We start from the raw sequence: 18,761 nt of genomic DNA, 5'->3' as shown, positions 1-18,761 counted from the left end.
AGCCAGGATCAAACTCTCCATAAAAAGAAATTTGATTAGCTCAAATTGTTTTGCTGGCATCATGTTTGATGTCCAAAATTTTGTCTCGTTCACCAACTCAAGGTCAGCTACTAAAAACTTTATTGATTACGTTTTGCTTGTTCAGTTTTCAAGGTTCATATCGTCGCCGTTGTTTTTCAGCGACTTCTTAATATTAACATTTAACTCAATTCATGTCAACAACTTTTTTAAAAAGTTTTTTTCGTTCGTTGAGTTTTTCGTTATGTCTTAGCGACAATTAATATAATACAATATCAACAAATTAAAAGTCAACAACTTTTTCAAAAAAATATCGAGGTATTTTTCATACCTCGATAACTAGCATACTACAGTCCTTGATCGATTTCTAGAGCTTCTTTATTTACCTTATAATGACGGTGGAATATCATTTCACTTTTCGCAACGATAGGTTCAATTTGAATGTAGCCTTTGTCCACTAGATATTCAACAAATACTTCTAAATCTACTGAGTAGTTCATGAGCTCCTCATGATCGTGCAATTCCTGAATCGTCCAAGTCTCTTTTGTTTGCATGACTTCTAAAATATGTTGAGCTCCGTCTCGAGTACGTGAATGTATTAAAAACTCACTTGCTAAAAACAATAGCTCTAACCGTTTTTCTATCGGTTCATTACTTGTAACAAGCTCTTCGTATAATTTATAAATTGCCGGTTCTAGTTTTTTCACCTGTGCCCAAACGGTTACTTCAGGATAAAGTCCACTATCAATGATAGATAAACGGCCCAAATGATGTAACGAATCTACAACATGATTATAAGCATCGAGATAGCTCCCCTTATCAAAGTATTCTTTTCCTTCTAAGTAACGTCGAATTAGCTTTGAAAATTGAATGCCCGTTTTAATTTTACGACCACTAAACGGAAACTCCTGTAATTCAATTTTTAATTTATGAAGAAATTCATTACGATCAAATAATACTCTACCAAAGAAAATCCAATCGACTACTTTTTTATTTGAGCCAATTAGTAGCCATTTTCGTATTGTTTTCTCAGTAACAGTATGTAAAGCTACTTTATTTCCTTCATATAGATAATGTTTCGAAAAGACTGGCTTTTCCGCTTCCTTTACAATAATAAGTAAAATTGTATCAAAGGTATCTGTAACATTACTTTTTTCCTCGCGTTTTTCCACTAAAATAACGCCTAGTGTATTCGACTGACTTGCTCGTTCCTGGTATATTGGACGCAAAACTTGTTCCATGTTCAGTCCCCCTCTATTTGCTTGTGACCTTTTATCTTCATTCAATGGGTGTCACGGATTTTCACCGGACTCAATGACGCCAAGGCGAGATTGATTTCGTTAAAATTTCGACATACTCTAAAAGTATTCCTTCTTTCCACGTTATCAAAGCTAAAATACTTTGTTCTTATATGTTATAGTAGATTTTAGATTGGGAGGCAAGATGATAAATGAAACCTTACAAAAGTAAAATTAATAAAATCCGTTCATTCGCATTAGCACTTATTTTTATCGGCTTTGTAGTTATGTATGGGGGAATCTTCTTTAAAAACTATCCTATTCTAGTATTAATTTTCATGACCCTTGGTGTACTTTGTATCATTGGTAGTACAGTTGTTTATGCATGGATAGGGCTGCTCTCAACAAAAGCTGTTCAAGTGGAATGCCCTAATTGCCATAAGCACACAAAAGTATTAGGCCGTGTAGATATGTGTATGTACTGTAATGAACCATTAACGCTGGATCCAACTCTAGAAGGAAAAGAGTTCGACCAATCTTATAATAAGACAAAAAATTCCTAGCCCTCATTGAAGAGCTAGGAATTTTTTATTGTACTTTTGCAGGTACATCTTTACACGATGGACAAGTGCCGTAAATTTCTAAACGATGTGCATGCACATCAAAGCCTGTTACTTGTGATGCAAAATGTTCAATTTCGTCGAGACCAGGATAATGGAAGTCGACTATTTTGCCACAGCATTCACAAATCATATGATAATGATCATTTGTAACGAAATCAAAGCGACTTGAAGCATCACCAAATGTTAGTTCTTTCACTAGACCCACTTCACGAAATACGCGAAGATTATTATAAACAGTCGCAACACTCATATTTGGGAATTTCCCTTCAAGTGCTTTATAAATTTCATCGGCAGTTGGATGTGCCATTGTTTGAATTAAATATTCCAAAATAGCATGACGCTGAGGAGTAATACGAACACCAGTTGTTTTTAACGTGTCAAGTGCATCCTGTAAATGCGTTTCAGACATCGTCATGCACCTCTTCCATAAAGATTATTAATTTATAATTGTTATAATTAGTGTATCGAATTTCTCTTACTTCTGTCAACATTCATACACATTTCAATTTAATTAGAATTAAGTCAATAACCTCTAGATAAATCCATCCTATTTTCTAAATCTGTTTCACCACGTAACCATTTCTCTAAGCTTGGTTTAAAGATCTCTAAACTACGTTCAACATAGCGAGATGAATGACTCGAAACATGCGGAGACACAATGACATTCGGTAATGTCCATAATGGGTGATTCTCAGTTAAAGGCTCTTGTTCAAATACATCTAATACGGCATGACCAATTTCACCTGCTTGAATGGCATGTATCAAAACCTTTTCTTCTACTAAGTTTCCACGACCAAAATTCATGAAAATGGCGTCATTTTTCATCGCTTTAAAATGTTCTTCTTTCAATAAATGTGTGGTCTCCTCTGTTCTAGGTAGTACAGAAATAACAATATCAGCCTTAGGCAAAGCTTCTATTAATTGATCAAAGTTCACCATCTTATTCATATATGATACTTCATTCCCTGAGCGGTTACAGCCAATTGTCACAACACCAAAAGCTTGTAATAATCGACCTACTTCTGAGCCAATAGCTCCAGGTCCTAAAATAAGCGCTGTACTGTCCCGTAACTCGGTTTGTTTCGCTTTTTTGGACCATTCACTTTTCTTCTGCTGTCCATACATCCAAGGCAGTGCACGTTTAATCGCCAAAATATGGGCAAGCATTGATTCTGCCATTGGTGTTTTATGAATGCCGCGCACATTCGAAACGAATATTCCCCGTTCAATAATGGCTTGAGCAGGCATTTTTTCGATCCCCGCTGAAGCTACAAAAATCCATTTTAGTTTTGTCGCACACTGAATATTTTCATCATTTAAATCTTCACCGTATGTGACAAGTACATCTGCTTGTTGCAGCTCTTCGTTTGATAAGCCATTTTCAAAAATAAAATCAACTTGAGGAAATTTTGCTACTAGTGGCTCACGTAAATCTGGCCTTGGTTCAAACGTAAAATATATTCTCATTGTGTCGCCTCCCATTCTGCTAAATATGTATACACTTCTTCAATATGATTTTTGACACGTACTTTACGCCATACCTTTATTAGATTTCCTTCTGTATCGATTAAAAATGTCGAACGTTCTATCCCCATATATTCGCGTCCATACATCTTCTTCAGCACCCATACACCATACGCTTCTGCTACGGCATGATCTTCATCCACTAATAGAGAGAATGGTAATCCATGCTTATCTATAAATTTGCTATGTTTTTTTTCATCATCAGGGCTAATACCAAGTACAACTGCATTTAATTGACTAAAATCCTCATGCTTATCACGGAAGTCACAAGCCTCTGTCGTACAGCCTGGAGTCATATCTTTGGGATAAAAATATAAAATAACATATTGTCCTTTGAAATCTGCTAACTTTACTGTTTCTCCTTTTTCATTTATAAGGGAAAAATCAGGTGCTTTTTTACCTTCTATTAAAGCCATATCAATCTCCTCCTCTGTACGCTCTATTTTACTCTAAATAGTAAAACAAATCATATCCCTTAATTTCTTTGGATTTCTTGCACTGATAGGTCTACAATAGATGGAGTATAAAGATTTAGGAGGCAATATATATGAATCACACAAAATCAGAAGCAGTACACGCAGAAGCGCTACAGCATATCGTTGGTGGTGTAAATAGCCCTTCTCGTTCTTATAAAGCAGTTGGCGGAGGTTCACCTGTTGCAATGGCTCGTGGGAAAGGTGCTTACTTTTGGGATGTTGATGGCAACCGTTATATCGACTATCTAGCAGCTTACGGTCCTATCGTTACTGGTCATGGTCACCCACATATCGCTAAGGCTATTACACATGCAGCTGAAAATGGAACTTTGTTTGGGACACCAACTGAATACGAGGTTACTTTTGCTAAAATGCTAAAAGAAGCAATCCCATCTATGGATAAAGTACGCTTTAATAACTCTGGTACTGAAGCTGTCATGACAACAATTCGTGTTGCACGTGCTTATACTGGCCGTACGAAGGTTATGAAATTCGCTGGTTGCTACCATGGTCACTTTGACTTAGTATTAGTAGCCGCTGGTTCTGGTCCTGCAACATTAGGTACGCCAGATTCGGCAGGTGTTACTACTTCAACAGCAGAGGAAGTCATTACTGTACCATTTAACAACCCAGAAGCATTTACAGAAGCTATGGATCAATGGGGCGATCAAATCGCAGCTATTTTAATAGAGCCTATTGTTGGAAACTTCGGTATTGTCGAGCCTAACCCTGGCTTCTTGGAATTAGTTCATGCTACAGCAAAGGAAAAAGGAGCACTAACTATTTATGATGAAGTTATTACTGCTTTCCGCTTCCACTACGGTGGTGCCCAAAACTTATTAGGGTTAACACCTGATCTAACTGCACTTGGTAAAGTAATCGGCGGTGGTTTACCAATCGGAGCATATGGTGGTCGTAAAGAGATTATGGATACAGTTGCTCCACTTGGACCTGCCTATCAAGCAGGTACAATGGCTGGAAACCCTGCATCTATGCAAGCTGGTATTGCCTGCCTAGAAGTATTACAAACTCCAGGTATTTATGATGAAATGGATCGTCTTGGGGGCATTTTAGAGGAAGGTATCCTGGCTGCAGCACAAAAACATAATGTAACAATTACTGTTAATCGCCTTAAAGGGGCCCTTACAATTTACTTTACAGATGTGAAAGTAGAAAACTATGAGCAGGCTGAAAACTCTGACGGTGAAATCTTTGGTCGCTTCTTTAAATTAATGCTTGAACAAGGCATTAATTTAGCACCATCTAAATATGAAGCATGGTTCTTAACAACAGAACATACAGAAGCTGATATTCTAGAATCCATTAAAGCGGTAGACTTTGCATTTTCTCAATTGTAATTTACAAAGGCTAATGCTTAGTGAGAAGAGCATTTTAGAACAGTAATTAGATATTAAACTTTTAAGACGACTCCCTTATGAGTCGTCTTTCTTTGTAAATGACATACAAATTTATGTATTTTATGAGCACTTCCTTCTATAATGTAAAGAAGCATTAATTATGCTTCGTCATAATTGTGCAGGATTCGGATATGTGACATACGCCGGAAGCTTTTGCTTATCGGATGTTTGAGCACTTACTGAAGAATCTATAACTGTATTTATCTCGCCACCTGTTGAAGGGGGAGATTTATACTGAAAGAAATTAAAATTTTTTAACAGAAAGGACATCCATTTTCTATGAAATTAGGTGCCCGTGTATTTAAGACTGGTGTCGCCATCGTATTTGCACTTTTTATCGCTGAGCTGCTAGAGCTACCTTCACCTGTTTTCGCAGGAATTGCAGCAATCTTTGCGATTCAGCCATCTATTTATCGCTCCTATCAAACAATTGTTGAGCAAGTACAAGCCAACATTATAGGAGCAACCATCGCGGTCATTTTTGGCTTGCTTTTTAGTCACCATGTAGTAGCAGTCGGCATTGCAGTCATTGTTGCTATCGGTATAATGTTGAAATTTAAACTTGAAAAATCGTTGTCTCTTGCATTAGTTACAGTAGTAGCTATTATGGAGATTCAAGGAGATGACTTTCTTACATTCGGTCTTATTCGCTTTGTTACAATATTAGTTGGGGTGTTGGCAGCATTTGTGGTCAATCTGTTCTTCCTACCGCCAAAATATGAGGTAAAGCTTTTCCGTAAGATTTACTTTTTACAGGATGATATTATTCGATGGACGCGACTTGCCGTTCGTCAAGCATCTGAACATACTTCTACAAAAGAAGCTTTAAGCAAATTTAAGTCTCGTATGCAACGTGTGGATACACTGTATTCTTTTTATAAGGAAGAGCGTAATTACTTTAAAAATAAAAAGTATATAAAAGCACGTAAATTAGTTGTGTATCGTCAAATGATCACAACGTCAAAGAAAAGTTTAGAACTTCTTCATCGTCTTCATAATCATGAAAATGAATTATCACAGCTACCGACGCAATTTCATTTAATGATTCAAGAGCGACTTGATTTCTTGCTAACTTACCATGAGCAGCTCCTGTTAAAGTATACGGGGAAATTAAAGCCCGAACATTCGGAGTGGAGTAAAAACATCGATTATGTTCAGCGCAACGAGTTAATGGAAATATTCATTAAACAGATTAGTTACGCGCATGAGGAAGGCGATACAGAGTTCTCGAGCTATCACTTACTTTATATTTTATCTCGTATTTTAGATTACGAAGAAAACCTAGAGCATTTGGATACGCTCATCGTGTCGTATCAGACTCATCATGGGCATGAAATTAATGTGGAATTTGAAGAGGAATTTATTTAAATAGAAGAACTCAGTTAAAAGGGCGAAGAGTTGGTATTATCCATCTCTCCGCCCTTTTTTTATTAACTTTTCATTTTCGGATCAAGCGCATCACGCAGACCGTCACCCATTAGATTAAAACCTAGAACCGTTAACATAATAGCTAAACCTGGGAAAATCATCGTCCACGGTGCCTTCAATAAAAATATGCGGGCATCCGCTAACATTTTCCCCCATTCTGGTGCCGGTGCTTGCGCTCCTAATCCAAGGAAGCCTAGTGCTGCCGCTTCAATAATCGCTGTCGCTATCGCTAGCGTTCCTTGTACAATGATTGGCGTCATTGAGTTTGGTAAAATATGCGAGAACAAAATTCGTGAATCACGCATTCCAATCGCCTTTGCTGCTACAATATATTCCTCTTCTTTAACACTCAATACTTTCGAACGAATTAAACGCCCGAAATTCGGTACGTTAATAATGGCAATGGCAATCAATGCATTTTGTAATGATGGTCCAAGTACTGCTACTATTGCAATAGCAAGTAAAATACTAGGGAATGCTAACAGAATATCAAAAATACGCGAGATTATCGTATCAATCCATCTTCCGTAATACCCAGCAATAATGCCAAGGAAACTACCTACAACAGCAGATAGAATAACTGAAAAGAAGCCTACCTTCAATGAAATACTAGCTCCATGTATTACTCTAGAGAAAATATCCCGACCAAAGTCATCCGTGCCAAACCAATGCTCACTTGAGGGTGCTGATAAACGCTTCGAAAAATTTTGTTCATTAATTCCTTCGGGAGCAATCAGTGGACCAAATATAGCAAGTATAACAAAAAATAATACAATGCCTACGCCTACTAGGGAGATTTTGCTCTTTTTAAAGCTACGCCAGCCTTCTCTCCAAGGACCTACCGCTCGTTCACGACTTGGTGCTACTTCTGTTTTAATATCTATTGCTCCAGTCATTATCGCTTCCCCCCTCTACTTGTATTTAATCCGTGGATCTATCACCGTATACAGTAAATCCACAATTAAATTAATCATGATAAAAATAAAAGCAATTACTAATATACCTGATTGAATAACAGGATAGTCTCGGAAACCAATGGCATCATAAATATAACGACCAATTCCAGGCCAGCTGAAAATTGTCTCGGTTAATATGGCTCCACCTAGCAGTAATCCTGTTTGCAAACCGATTACTGTTAACACTGGAATAACTGCATTTTTTAAAGCATGCTTGTAAACAACAATAAACATTTTTTGTCCCTTTGCTCTAGCGGTGCGTACATAGTCGGAGCGCATTACTTCAAGCATTGACGACCTAGTCATTCTTGCAATAATTGCCATTGGAATTGTCGCAAGTGCCATACCCGGTAATACTAATCGCTTTATTACTTCAGTAAATTGATCAAAGCGGCCTTGTATTAGCGTATCGAGTAAGTAAAAATGAGTAATGGCGGTTATTGGATCCCTCACATTTTCGCGCCCAGATGTCGGAAACCAACCAAGCTGATTACTGAAAGCCCATTGTTCCATTAAACCGAGCCAGAAGACTGGTACAGACACCCCAATTAAAGCAACTACCATTGCCACATAGTCGAACCAAGAATTTTGGAACCATGCAGAAATAATACCTGCATTTACGCCAACTATTACGGCGATAATCATTGCAAATAATGCTAGTTCAGCAGTTGCCGCTAAATAAGGGAAAATTTCCTCAGATACAGGTAATTTAGTACGTAATGATACCCCTAAATCCCCCTGAAAAATGCCACCTAAATAACTAAAATATTGTGTATACCATGGCTTATCTAATCCTAAACTTGCGTTTAACGCTTCGACCGCCTCTTTCGTTGCCTGCTGTCCTAAAATTACTTGTGCAGGATTACCAGGAATTGCACGAATTAACATAAAAACGATAAAAGTCATTCCAAGCAAAACTGGGATTAATTGAGATAAACGTCTTCCCATATAGTGAAGCATTTTCTTCACCCCTCTGTTATTTTCAAAATATACTTTTGCATGAAAAGCATTGAAGTCTTTACACATACTGTAGAAAGGGTCAGCCTTCACCAAACGGTTTGATTGGTCTTTCATACAGAAAAAATACCTCTAGCTAGTAAAAAGAATCCGCTAACTTTCTACGGCTTACCCGCAGAAAGCAAGCAGATTCTTTAAAATTCCTTTTAAATTAAAACCTATTAGGGCAGCTCTTCATGCCTACTTCATATCTACTGCTTCTAAACGGTCAGAACCTGTCGGATGTGCAATATAGTTTGTCACTTTAGTGTTAGCAGCTAAAATCGGAGTAGAGTGAGCAATCGGAACCCATGGTGCATCTTTAGAGATAATCTCTTGAGCTTGCTTGTAAAGAGCATTACGCTTATCTTCATCCATTTCAGTTTGTGCTGCAACTAATATTTTGTGTAAATCTTTGTTGTCATAGAATGTATAGTTGTTAGAACCAATGTTATCCCCATCTAATAAAGTATAAAGGAAGTTATCCGCGTCGCCGTTATCACCTGTCCATCCAAGTAAGAATGCATCCGCATCTCCTTTTTCCGCCTTCTCTAAATACGTAGCCCATTCAAACGATACAATTTTAGATTTCATACCAACGTCTGCTAAATTCTTTTGAATAGCTTCTGCTATTTTTTGACCATCTGGCATGTACGGACGTGGCACAGGCATTGCCCATAGCTCGATTTCTTTACCGTCATAGCCAGCCTCAGCTAATAATGCTTTTGCTTTTTCTGGATCATATTCATAGCCTTTAATGTCATCGTTGTAGCCTGCAACTAGTGGAGGCATTGGATTTTTTGCTGTCTCGCCTAAGCCTTCAAAAAATGCATCTACTAATGTTTGCTTATCGATTGCATAATTGACTGCTTGACGAACTTTTACGTTATCGAAAGGTGGACGAGTTACTGTTAATCCAAGATAGCCAACATTCATAGATGGACGTTCGATTAGTTGTAAATCTGTATTTGATTCGATTGAAGCTTTATCTGATGGACTTAAACCATCAACTATATCGACATCACCGTTAGTTAATTCATTGAATCGTGTGGAGTTTTCTGGAATAGAACGGAATATAACTTTATCTAATTTCGGCAAATCTGCTATACGATAATCTGGGTTTTTCTCTATTGTGATGGAATCATTTCGTTTCCACTCTACAAATTTAAATGGACCAGTACCTACTGGATGATCCTTTAGTGAATCATCATCTTTTTCAAATGCTGCTGGTGAAGCAATAGCAAATGGAGACATCGCTAAATTTTTCAAGAATGTTGCTTGTGGTTGAGATAATTTAAATATAACTTTATAATCACCATCTGCAGTAATCGACTCAATTACTTGCTTTCCACCTACCGTAAATTGAGAGGAGTAATATGGGAATTTATCAGCACCAGCTTTCCAGCGCTCAAAATTTTTCACGACTGCTTCAGCATTAAAATTAGTACCGTCATGGAACTTAACCCCTTCTTCAAGTTGCATCGTATACGTTAATCCATCTGCTGAAGGTTCCCAAGATTTTGCCAGCCCAGGCTGCAATGTTACATCTTTCTCTCCAAAGTTAATTAGAGTCTCATAGATGTTAACCGTAACTTTAAACGATTCACCTTCTGTCACTGTCGCTGGGTCGAGTGCAGTTGAATCGGTACCACGCCCATATACTAATGTTTTTGGTCCGCCGCTAGCTTTATCGCCACCACTTGAAGTATCTTTACTACCCGTATCCTTAGTATCTGAACCGCCACAAGCGGCTAAGATTGTCGAAAGAACAAGGATAAGCATTACACCCAAAGTCCAAAACTTCTTTTTCTTCATTGAATTTCCCCCTAAGTTTTTTTATATCATTGAATGTTAGATTGCATCGTATAGATGACAAGCAACATAATGACCCGGTTTGACTTCTTGCATTTTCGGAACTACTTGAGAACATTCTTCTTTTTTAAATGGACATCTCGTATGGAATGTGCACCCGCTTGGCGGATTTGAAGCACTTGGGATATCTCCAGAAATAATGTGCTGTTCACGTTCAAACGTAGGATCTGGAACAGGTACCGAGGATAATAGTGTCTGTGTATAGGGGTGAAGTGGCTCAGCATATAAATCCTCGCTTGCTGTTAACTCCACTAATTTCCCTAAATACATCACACCTACACGATTACTAATATGGCGTACAACCCCTAAATCGTGGGAAATAAAAATATAAGTTAGCTTTAAGTCCTTTTGTAAGTTTTGCAATAAATTCAATACTTGCGCCTGTATTGATACATCCAGTGCAGAGACAGGCTCGTCAGCAATAATTAAACGTGGATTCGTCATTAAAGCACGGGCAATCCCAATACGCTGTCTTTGACCACCACTAAATTGATGGGGGTAACGTTTTACATGATATTCATTTAACCCCACAATTTCGAGAAGCTCTAAAACCTTCTGTTTCCGTTCCTTAGCATTGCCCATGCCATGAACAATAAGTGGCTCCTCCAGTATTTTTCCAATATTATGTCTCGGATTAAGAGAGGCATAAGGATCTTGGAAAATCATTTGAATGTCTCTACGGGCTTTACGCATCTCATTGTTTGATAATTCCGAAATCATTCTGCCTGCGAATTCAATCTCACCCTCCGTTGGCTCAAGCAATCGCATTAAAAGTCGACCAGTTGTTGATTTACCACACCCGGACTCACCTACAATACCTAATGTTTCTCCTTCAAAGACTTCAAAGGAAACATCATCCACTGCCTTTACGTCCCCAACCTGTGTGTTCAAAACACCCTTCCGAATGGGAAAATATTTTTTCAAACCATCAACTTTCAACAACACTTTCGACATGTTGCTCCACCTCCTGTTTCTCTAGTAAAAAACATCTTGATTTATGCTGCTCTGCTGCTTCATATAAAGGTGGTGTTTCTTGTACACAGCGTTCCATTGCAAATTCACAACGGGCCGCAAAACGACAACCTTCCTGAATACTTCCAGGCTTAGGTACACTACCAGGTATAGAGTAAAGATTGTCCTTTTTATAACGCATATCTGGTACAGATTTAATAAGCCCTTGTGTATAGGGGTGCTTTGGATTCACGAATATTTCCTGAATTGGTGCCTCCTCTACAATCTGACCTGCATACATCACGATAACTCGCTCGCATGTTTCTGCAACTACTCCTAAATCATGTGTAATTAATAAAACAGCTGTGTTTAGACGTTTATTTAAATCTTTCATAAGCTGCAAGATTTGAGCTTGTATCGTCACATCTAGAGCAGTTGTCGGCTCATCAGCAATCAATACCTTTGGATCACAGACAAGTGCCATTGCAATCATGACCCGTTGTCGCATCCCTCCAGATAGTTGATGTGGGTAATCTTTTAATAATTCCTCAGCACGCGGTAAACCTACTAGCTTCATTATTTCAATTGCCCTTGCAAAGGCTTCTTTTTTCGACCATTTTGGATTGTGAATTAATATGGCTTCTTTTAACTGATCCCCTATTGTAAATAAAGGATTTAAGGATGTCATAGGTTCCTGAAAAATCATCGCCACATCTTTCCCACGAATTTTCTGCATTTGTTTATCCGATAATGTTACGAGATTTTGATCATCTAATAGTATTTCCCCACCCGTTATTTTTCCAGGTGGCGACGGTATTAACCCCATAATGGACAGTGATGTGACACTTTTTCCACTTCCTGATTCCCCTACAATCCCTAAAATTTCGCCTTCATGAACAGAAAAGTCGATATCATCTACGGCAGGAATTTGTCCATCATCTGTAAAAAAGGTTGTCTTTAAACCTTTTATTTCTAGCAGCTTTTTTCTCATGATCAATCGCTCCATCCTACCCATATTTTTATTTAGTTGAAATAACTATCGCTCAATTCCCTATTTTCAGATAATTCTAACCAAAAACCATTGCTCTTTCAATCATTATTATTCTGCAATTAACATATATTTTCTACATTGTTCGAGTTTCGTATTAATAATATCTTATTAATTAATAAGATTTTATAATTAAGACAAAAAAATAGCCTTCCATTTATGTTAAACGGAAAGCTATTTTTAGATTATGACTCATTAATAAAATATAGAGATGACATTTTGTTAAAACATATATCATGAGAATAACAAAGCGCCTGGCCGGAATGGAAATCAACCCCACAGTATGGTGAGCCAGATTTTTCTATTATAACGTTGCACTTCAATCTAAATGTTGCACCTGGAATAAATTAAAGTAAGTCCCCTCTTTTTGCATTAATTGCTCATGCGTACCACTTTCAATTAATTGTCCATGATCGATAACGAAAATTTTATCTGCATGTGTAATCGTAGAAAGTCGGTGAGCAATTATAATAGTTGTACGTTCATGGGCAAGTACATCCAACGATTCTTGAATAAGTGCCTCGCTTTCTAAATCCAATGCAGAAGTCGCTTCATCAAGTATTAAAATAGGAGGATTTTTTAAAAATACACGAGCAATCGCCACCCGCTGCTTTTGTCCACCTGATAACTTCACGCCGCGCTCCCCAACCTTTGTGTCATAGCCATTTGGCAAACTCATAATAAAATCATGTGCATTTGCTGCTTTTGCCGCAGCAATAACCTCTTCATCGGAAGCACCTGGCTTACCCATTAAAATATTCTCTTTTACTGAATCACTAAATAAGATATTATCCTGTAGGACGATGCCAATTTGTGAGCGTAAAGAATGTAATGTTACATCTCGAACATCATGGCCATCAATACACACCGCTCCACTTGTAGTGTCATAAAAGCGAGGGATCAAACTAATAATAGTTGATTTTCCTCCGCCACTCATTCCTACAAATGCAACTGTCTCTCCAGGTTTAATAGTAAAATTGATATTGTTTAAAATTCGCGCGCCATCTTCTTCATATTGAAAGTTCACATTGTCAAAGCGGACCTCCCCTTTTACCCGAGGTAGCTCTAACGCATTAGCTTTGTTTTTTATTTCATAGGGTTCATCCATTAATTCAAACATTCGATCCATTGATGCAAATGATTGTGTTAACATCGTTGATGAACTAACAAGACGACGAAGTGGACCATAAAGTCGTTCGATATAGGCAATAAAGGCCACCATTGTCCCAACTGAAAGGGGACCATTAATAACTTGGTAACCTGCATAAGCAATTACTAGGAGTGGTGCTACATCTGTGATGGTATTGACCACCGCAAATGATTTTGCATTCCATTTCGTATGATCTAGTGCCTTTTCTAAAAATTCACCATTTGCTTCATCGAATAATTTTTGTTCATGTTTTTCTAGCGTGAAGCTTTTAATAATGCTCATTCCAGCTACACGTTCGTGCAAATAACTTTGCACACCTGCAAGTGCTTGTGATCGTTTACGTGTTAAAGATCGAAGTTTCCCAAAGAAGTACTTCACACTAAACGCATAAAACGGGAACGCAACTAATGCTACTAGCGTAAGCTTCACATCCATGGCAAGCATAATACCGATAGCAATAACAATTGTTGCAAGGTCGAGCCAAACATTCATCAAGCCTGTCATGATAAAGTTTTTTGTTTGTTCCACATCATTAATCACTCTTGAAATTACATCGCCAGCTCTTGTATTGGCATAATATCTTAAACTTAGTCGCTGTAAATGTGCGTATATTTGTTTTCGAATATCGAAAAGCACCTTGTTGCTGACATGTTGAGCAAAATATTGACGGTAATACTCAATTGGTGGTCGAATAATAAAGAATACAATGATCGTACCACCTAACCAATAAAACAGTTCTTTTGTCTTCTCTGCATCCGTTAGATGATCTGCAGCGATAATATCATCTAACACAATTTTTATGAGTAATGGAATAAATAACGGAATCGCAAATTTCACTATCCCAATTAAAACTGTTAAAATAATTTCCCATGTATATGGTTTTACAAATCTCATATAACGCTTTATACTGCTCAATTTTTTATCACATCCTTATCAGAAAACATATTTAGCAAATAACCCCTTCTATCTTTTCATACAAAAAAAGAAACAGACATCCATAAAAAATGAATGTCCAAACGTATTATAGCAATATTTTGTTTGAAGTACAGTTAATTTAGCTTAGTCACGAACTATTTTGCAACTAGCAATCCTTTTTACATTTTTTCCTTTAATCTTTTTGATACATATTCTAGTACTATAAAAACCACACCTACTAGTATGAACCCAAAAGAGGGTACGTATAATTCATTATTCATATGTATAGTATCATTCACAAAGTGACCCAAATAACGGACCGCCTCGGCTACAAGTCTGTGCATAAACAACATAAAACTACCAGTCAAAAAAAATAATGTACCTATAATATAGCCTGTATTCATAATTCACCCCTAAATATTTGTAATACATTACAATATTACCATAACAAGTTACTTATTTTTCGATAAAAAAACACCCATTAGTAAAACTAATAGGTGCAACTAACAATCATCTGCTTGCATATCGAGCTGAAACTTATAACGACTTGTCCAGGCATCGATGAAATCAGGTGCAAAAGGTCCTCTTTTTTGTTGAATCCAGCTAATTAATTTATCGACATTGCGCTTTAAAATTTTATCAATGACATCTGGATAAGACATTTCCTTACTATGTAGCTCATACTCATCCTCATCTAAAAGTGAATAAGACATATCAGGGAAAACTTTAATGTCCAAATCATAGTCAATATATTTAATGGCATTATTATCGAAAACAAATGGTGAGCTTAGATTACAATAATAATACACACCGTCCTCACGTAGCATGCAAATGATATTAAACCAGTGCTCCGCATGGAAATAACAAATAGAAGGCTCTCTCGTTAGCCACGTACGACCATCGGATTCTGTCACAAGTGTCCGTTCATTCGCACCGATAATGATATTTTTCGTTCCTTTTAAAACCGTTGTTTCTTGCCAAACACGGTGGATACGGCCATTGTGCTTATAACTATGTATTTGTATCGTTTCTCCTTCTACCGGTATTGCCATCTTTGAAGCCCACCTTTTCGTCTATGCTACCTAAATCTAGCAGTCTCTAGTATATTATAGCAATGTGTACGCGAAAGGTGTAGTTAGAAAACCACAAATTTCCCTGCGCTCTTTAAAATTTGTATAAAATTTCGTTAATTTGAAGCGAATTTTATCACAATAACAACCCAATGGGAATTTTTTTGCTTATATTTATATAATCAAATCGGATTTTTTTCTGAATTAGAGCCGTTCTTACTCGCATCAGATCAGTTCTCTGGTCTACCTGAGCGCTTTTTTGACTACCTGATCAGTTCTTCGTTCTACCTGAGCAGTTTCATCGGCCTCCCGATCAGTTTTCCGTTCTACCTGAGCAGTTTCCACGGCTACCCGATCAGTTCTCCGGACTACCTGAGCAGTTTCATCAGCTACCCGATCAGTTCTCCGTTCTACCTGAGCAGTTTCCTCGGCTACCCGAGCAATTTTCTCCTCTTGCTATATAAAAATTAAAAAGGAGCCGCCTTTTTTAATCTTTTCGATTTTAGACAGCTCCTTAGAGGTAAATGCAATTATGCAATTACAAAGTGTTATTCACCATGATCTTGGTTAGTTTTGTTGAAGTTACCTGAAGCTTGAGCTTTTTTTTGCTCCGCTTTAGCATTTTGCTTTTGCACTTCATTAACATCTGTTTCATAACCAAATTCTTGACTTTGACGTTGCATGTTTTTATTCGGTTGGAAATTTTGGTTGTTTTGCTTTTTCATGATTCATTCACCTCCACGCTCATTATTGTGTACCGAGGTGAATGCTTTTATGCCTATAAATTTTTAATAACTTAATTTTCTTGATTAATCCTTAATCTCTTGCCAAATTTTCAGCATTGGGACGGACATTGGCAATACTTCTATTTGTTCGCGTGTTAGCCATTCGCCCTTTACTGCTGAATTACATTTCATAAAATAGCTATTTATATGCCATGTTAAATGTGAAAAAACATGTTTAAATGTTAGCAAATCCTGTTGCGATTGAACATTCATAGCATAATCATTTTTTAAAGTATCTATTGAATCTTTACCGTGTTCAAGCATTGGAAACTGCCATAGATTAGCAAGTAAACCCTCTGCAGGACGCTGCTCCAATAAAATTCGACCTTCGTCATCTTGGCAGACAAGTACATCATAAGTGATATGCTTCATCTTTACTTTTTTAGATTTGACAGGTAACTTTTCGGGCTCACCTTTATTAAAAGCAGTACAGTATTCGCGAACTGGACACAATAAACACTTTGGTGAAGTTGGCGTACAAATAAGCGCACCAAGTTCCATTAGGCCTTGATTGAAGGACGATGCATTTTCAGGATCTATCAGTTCCTCAACTGCCGCTTCAAAAATCTTTTTAGTCTTTGGAGCTGCAATATCATCATGAATAGTAAGTACACGACTTAAAACGCGCATAACATTGCCATCAACCGCATGTTCGGGCTTATTATAGGCAATACTTAAAATAGCTCCAGCAGTATAGGGACCTACGCCTTTTAATTTTGAAATCTCATGGCGATTATCGGGTACTACCCCACCATAGTTTTCTAATACCTCACGAACACCCGCTTGTAAGTTACGTGCACGGGAATAATAGCCGAGGCCTTCCCAATGCTTCAATAAGTATTCTTGTGGTGCTTCCGCGAGTAATTCTATTGTTGGAAAGCTTTCCATGAAACGATTGTAATACGGAATAACTGTGTCGACACGTGTTTGCTGTAGCATCACTTCTGATACCCAGATTTTATAAGGATCAGTAGTATGCCTCCAAGGTAAATCACGTTTCTCAACATTAAACCATTCGACTAAAGATTGTCGAAATTCTGTTACATATGGATAATTCACAGTGACCTCCTGCGTCTTTACAATTTTATTTATGGTAAAAAGAGTATACAATTAAGAAAAGATCATAAACGACAAAAAGCGCCATCATTTTTTCTAGGTTTAAAATTTAGACGACAGTCTAAATAGAGAAATATCAGTATTACGATTATTGAAATATACATGTATGCAAATTGTACTCTATTTTGATGCATACAAGGAGTGGATATTTTTGGATTCAGGCACACATTTCGTTATGGGTATAGCTCTCGGTGGTCTTGCATTAGCTGACCCCGTTGTAGCAAATCATTCTTTAACCTTTACCGCAGTAATGGCAGGTACGATTATCGGCTCACAGGCACCTGATGTAGATACAGTTTTAAAACTGCGCAACAACGCAATTTATATTCGACATCATCGCGGAATTACACATTCACTCCCTGCAGTAGCTATTTGGCCTATCTTAATTACAGCGGTTTTAGCCATTATTATTCAAGACGCAAATGTGTTTCATTTATGGCTTTGGACATTTTTAGCTGTAGCACTTCACGTCTTTGTTGATATCTTCAATGCTTACGGTACACAAGCCCTTCGACCATTCTCTAGAAGATGGGTTGCACTGGGTGTCATTAATACCTTTGATCCTATTATTTTTACATTACATTGTCTCGGCATTTTACTTTGGGCATTTGGTGTAAATCCCGTTTGGACATTTAGTATCATGTATCTTATTATTATCGTTTATTACATTTTACGTTTTGCAGTCCAAAAGGCCGTGAAAAATGCTGTGCATAATACCATTCAAGATGAAGAGTATGTGATTGTAGCCCCTACAATGCGATTCTTCCACTGGCGAATTGCAGCAAAATCAAAAACACATTATTACGTGGGCCGTGCATATGGGCGAACTGTTAATATTTACGATAAATTCGAAATAAAACCTTTACCGAAAACGCCCCTTATTGATATAGCTTTGAAAGATCCGAATCTTGCTGCTTTCGTGTCATTCTCACCATTGTACCGTTGGGAAATTTCGGAACTTGATAATGGCTTAACAGAAGTAAGATTAATTGATCTGCGTTACCGTAGTGATAATCGCTATCCTTTCGTTGCTGTCGCTCATTTAAACGATGACAATGAGATTATCACTTCATACACTGGCTGGATTTTTACAGAAGATAAACTTCAGAAAAAATTACAGGTTGGTGCAAGTAATTAAACATCAGCAAACCCTGACCAAATGTATGGTCAGGGTTTT

The 18,761-nt window shown here is 37.4% G+C and carries 17 protein-coding genes; 4 read left to right on the top strand and 13 right to left on the bottom strand.

The annotated features are described in order from the left end of the window. Positions 1 to 365: 365 nt before the first annotated feature. Entirely contained in the window at positions 366 to 1,259 is an 894-nt protein-coding gene (locus tag MOK21_RS19160) for a nucleotidyltransferase-like protein (protein WP_249075547.1), read from the bottom strand. Positions 1,260 to 1,468: 209 nt separating this feature from the next. Here MOK21_RS19160 and MOK21_RS19155 point away from each other — a divergent pair, with 209 nt between their 5' ends. Next, positions 1,469 to 1,819: a YgzB family protein gene (locus MOK21_RS19155; RefSeq protein ID WP_079564327.1), complete on the top strand. Its 351-nt coding sequence runs from the start codon at positions 1,469 to 1,471 to the stop codon at positions 1,817 to 1,819. 25 nt (positions 1,820 to 1,844) lie between these two features. Here the strand turns inward: MOK21_RS19155 and perR are convergent, their stop codons facing one another. The 3 genes from perR to bcp all read right to left on the bottom strand — a co-directional run bounded on the left by perR (position 1,845) and on the right by bcp (position 3,819). After that, the gene (perR, locus tag MOK21_RS19150) at positions 1,845 to 2,288 is read right to left on the bottom strand and encodes a peroxide-responsive transcriptional repressor PerR (protein WP_249075546.1); all 444 of its coding nucleotides are present in this window, start codon (positions 2,286 to 2,288) and stop codon (positions 1,845 to 1,847) included. 113 nt (positions 2,289 to 2,401) lie between these two features. Beyond that, a complete protein-coding gene (locus MOK21_RS19145) occupies positions 2,402 to 3,346 on the bottom strand; it encodes a D-2-hydroxyacid dehydrogenase (protein WP_249075545.1) in 945 nt (314 codons plus the stop codon). Next, entirely contained in the window at positions 3,343 to 3,819 is a 477-nt protein-coding gene (gene bcp, locus MOK21_RS19140; protein ID WP_249075544.1) for a thioredoxin-dependent thiol peroxidase, read from the bottom strand. Before bcp ends, MOK21_RS19145 begins: the two co-directional genes overlap by 4 nt. Before the next feature lie 131 nt (positions 3,820 to 3,950). Here bcp and MOK21_RS19135 point away from each other — a divergent pair, with 131 nt between their 5' ends. Beyond that, on the top strand, positions 3,951 to 5,237 hold the full coding sequence (locus tag MOK21_RS19135) for a glutamate-1-semialdehyde 2,1-aminomutase (protein WP_283164805.1): 1,287 nt from the start codon (positions 3,951 to 3,953) through the stop codon (positions 5,235 to 5,237). 339 nt (positions 5,238 to 5,576) lie between these two features. After that, a complete protein-coding gene (locus MOK21_RS19130; protein ID WP_249075543.1) occupies positions 5,577 to 6,665 on the top strand; it encodes an FUSC family protein in 1,089 nt (362 codons plus the stop codon). A gap of 62 nt (positions 6,666 to 6,727) precedes the next feature. Here the strand turns inward: MOK21_RS19130 and nikC are convergent, their stop codons facing one another. From nikC to mutY, 9 genes are all read right to left on the bottom strand, one after another. Beyond that, on the bottom strand, positions 6,728 to 7,621 hold the full coding sequence (gene nikC / locus MOK21_RS19125) for a nickel transporter permease (RefSeq protein WP_249075542.1): 894 nt from the start codon (positions 7,619 to 7,621) through the stop codon (positions 6,728 to 6,730). Positions 7,622 to 7,636: 15 nt separating this feature from the next. Beyond that, the gene (locus tag MOK21_RS19120) at positions 7,637 to 8,641 is read right to left on the bottom strand and encodes an ABC transporter permease (protein ID WP_249075554.1); all 1,005 of its coding nucleotides are present in this window, start codon (positions 8,639 to 8,641) and stop codon (positions 7,637 to 7,639) included. Between the two features lie 237 nt (positions 8,642 to 8,878). After that, positions 8,879 to 10,492, bottom strand: a complete 1,614-nt coding sequence (locus MOK21_RS19115; RefSeq protein WP_249075541.1) for an ABC transporter substrate-binding protein — start codon at positions 10,490 to 10,492, stop codon at positions 8,879 to 8,881. A gap of 36 nt (positions 10,493 to 10,528) precedes the next feature. Continuing rightward, on the bottom strand, positions 10,529 to 11,503 hold the full coding sequence (locus tag MOK21_RS19110) for an ABC transporter ATP-binding protein (RefSeq protein ID WP_249075540.1): 975 nt from the start codon (positions 11,501 to 11,503) through the stop codon (positions 10,529 to 10,531). After that, positions 11,478 to 12,491, bottom strand: a complete 1,014-nt coding sequence (locus MOK21_RS19105) for an ABC transporter ATP-binding protein (protein WP_249075539.1) — start codon at positions 12,489 to 12,491, stop codon at positions 11,478 to 11,480. The genes MOK21_RS19110 and MOK21_RS19105 overlap by 26 nt, the downstream gene beginning before the upstream one ends. Before the next feature lie 376 nt (positions 12,492 to 12,867). Next, the gene (locus MOK21_RS19100; protein WP_283164804.1) at positions 12,868 to 14,613 is read right to left on the bottom strand and encodes an ABC transporter ATP-binding protein; all 1,746 of its coding nucleotides are present in this window, start codon (positions 14,611 to 14,613) and stop codon (positions 12,868 to 12,870) included. Between the two features lie 503 nt (positions 14,614 to 15,116). Beyond that, positions 15,117 to 15,665: a nucleoside tri-diphosphate phosphatase gene (ntdP, locus tag MOK21_RS19095; RefSeq protein WP_100545160.1), complete on the bottom strand. Its 549-nt coding sequence runs from the start codon at positions 15,663 to 15,665 to the stop codon at positions 15,117 to 15,119. Between the two features lie 566 nt (positions 15,666 to 16,231). Then, a complete protein-coding gene (locus MOK21_RS19090) occupies positions 16,232 to 16,408 on the bottom strand; it encodes a gamma-type small acid-soluble spore protein (RefSeq protein WP_249075538.1) in 177 nt (58 codons plus the stop codon). A gap of 84 nt (positions 16,409 to 16,492) precedes the next feature. Next, positions 16,493 to 17,527 (bottom strand): A/G-specific adenine glycosylase, encoded by a 1,035-nt coding sequence (gene mutY, locus MOK21_RS19085; RefSeq protein ID WP_249075537.1) that lies wholly within the window; start codon positions 17,525 to 17,527, stop codon positions 16,493 to 16,495. A 208-nt stretch (positions 17,528 to 17,735) separates the two neighbouring features. On the opposite strand from mutY, the gene MOK21_RS19080 reads away from it, so the two are divergent. Further along, the gene (locus MOK21_RS19080) at positions 17,736 to 18,722 is read left to right on the top strand and encodes a metal-dependent hydrolase (protein ID WP_249075536.1); all 987 of its coding nucleotides are present in this window, start codon (positions 17,736 to 17,738) and stop codon (positions 18,720 to 18,722) included. Positions 18,723 to 18,761: the final 39 nt, after the last annotated feature.

The organism is Lysinibacillus sp. BPa_S21, from assembly GCF_023337795.1.
In the GTDB taxonomy this organism is placed as follows: domain Bacteria; phylum Bacillota; class Bacilli; order Bacillales_A; family Planococcaceae; genus Lysinibacillus.
The sequence above is the reverse complement of the archived record's forward strand: the minus strand, read 5'-3'. Positions and strand labels throughout refer to the sequence as shown.